The sequence below is a fragment of the Salmonella sp. SG203 genome, assembly GCF_013350575.1.
Taxonomy (GTDB): Bacteria; Pseudomonadota; Gammaproteobacteria; order Enterobacterales; family Enterobacteriaceae; genus Salmonella; species Salmonella enterica.
In genome coordinates this window covers 1-1,260 of record NZ_SNMT01000077.1, presented here as the reverse complement: position 1 = coordinate 1,260, position 1,260 = coordinate 1, and the positions used below count along the sequence as shown (strand labels likewise).

The 1,260-nt window shown below is 60.9% G+C and carries 2 protein-coding genes and 2 pseudogenes; all 4 read left to right on the top strand.

Annotated elements, in window-relative coordinates; all coding sequences use genetic code 11:
* A pseudogene (locus HV477_RS27835) lies at positions 1 to 105 on the top strand (DNA methylase); the annotation flags it as partial.
* Positions 105 to 326 (top strand): hypothetical protein, encoded by a 222-nt coding sequence (locus HV477_RS27830; RefSeq protein WP_154715034.1) that lies wholly within the window; start codon positions 105 to 107, stop codon positions 324 to 326. The pseudogene HV477_RS27835 and the gene HV477_RS27830, both read left to right, overlap by 1 nt.
* A gap of 50 nt (positions 327 to 376) precedes the next feature.
* Positions 377 to 790 carry a DUF1380 family protein gene (locus HV477_RS27825; protein WP_154715033.1) on the top strand — a complete coding sequence of 138 codons (414 nt, stop codon included), beginning with the start codon at positions 377 to 379 and terminating at the stop codon, positions 788 to 790.
* A 75-nt stretch (positions 791 to 865) separates the two neighbouring features.
* Positions 866 to 1,260, top strand: a pseudogene (locus tag HV477_RS27820) (hypothetical protein); the annotation flags it as partial.

Sequence of the window (1,260 nt, the reverse complement as noted above, 5' to 3'; positions counted from 1 at the left end):
CTGATGGAGCAGTACCACAGGGCAGGGCAGCAACGACTGGCCGCCGTTCAGCGTGCCATGCAGCGCCCGGCCGCCAACGACGTCTTTTATCCGGAGGCCGCCTGATGAATTACGCCGGACACGAGACGCTGCGGGCGGAGGTGGCGTTACTGGCCAGCAGCATGTGCGACCTGCGCATCACCCTGAAAGTGCCGGAAGACCGTTATCACTGGCAGCGTCACGGGCTCGCTGAACGACTGGCCGGGCAGAGTCTGCGGCGCATCAACACCCTGCTGGATGAAGCGTTCAACGAAAGCCGGATGCTCAGTGAGTGCTTTAAAGACTGACAAATGACCACGGGCGGCGGTGCCGCCCCTCAGAACCAACGGAGAAAATCATGATGTATGGCACACGTAAGGAACTGAACAAAAAACTGAAGCGCGTGTTTGGCAATGACGAGCGTTTTGCCCTGCTGGTCTGGACGAAACAGGACGTGATGGAACAGGACGGAGCCATGACGGAAGTGGAGGCCGGGGCGATTTTGCGTGAGATTGGCAAAACCGGTTTCGGTGGCCATACCGAAGCGGGCATTTCATACCGCACGGTACAGGAGCTGTACGCCGGATTACGGGCAGAAATGCCGGTTGTCAGTGTTCCCGCCGACCTGCTGGCGAGGGTGACGGACATCGCCGGACGGGCGCTGGCGACGGAGGACGCTCAGGCCTGGCCTCTTGTATGCCGGCAGTACCCCAGTGTTGCCGACGCTCAGGCCGATATTGCCCTGCTCAGGCAGCAGGCATTGGAGGCATGACGCTCCCCCCCGCACCGGGTGACGGGCGGGGTATCAACCACGACACAACGGTATGAACACGAAAAGGAACAAACAATGAGAAATAACACGCTCAGTGCGCTGATTATGCGCCACGGTGACAATCTTTTACGCCGGTCCGGCTGGCCTGAAACCGTCGGAGTGACGCAGGTGGCCCCCGGTGTGGTGCCCGGCTGGCTGGCCGTCTGCGGTGTGCTCAGTGCGGATGAAATCCTGGCGTTGACGACGCAACTTTGCCGGTCCCTTAATTACGGACGCGCGCAACTGCTGACGGCCAGCGCACAACGGCTGGCCGGAACGCCGGTCCGGTTACATCTGTACCCGGTACAGGCATATCCGCACCCTGCCACGGTACGCGAATGTACCGAAATCCGCCTGCCATATGCACAGGAATGGCTGACCACGGAAGAATGCGCCGACCTGCTGACGTTCCTGAAAGCATCCGCTGACCG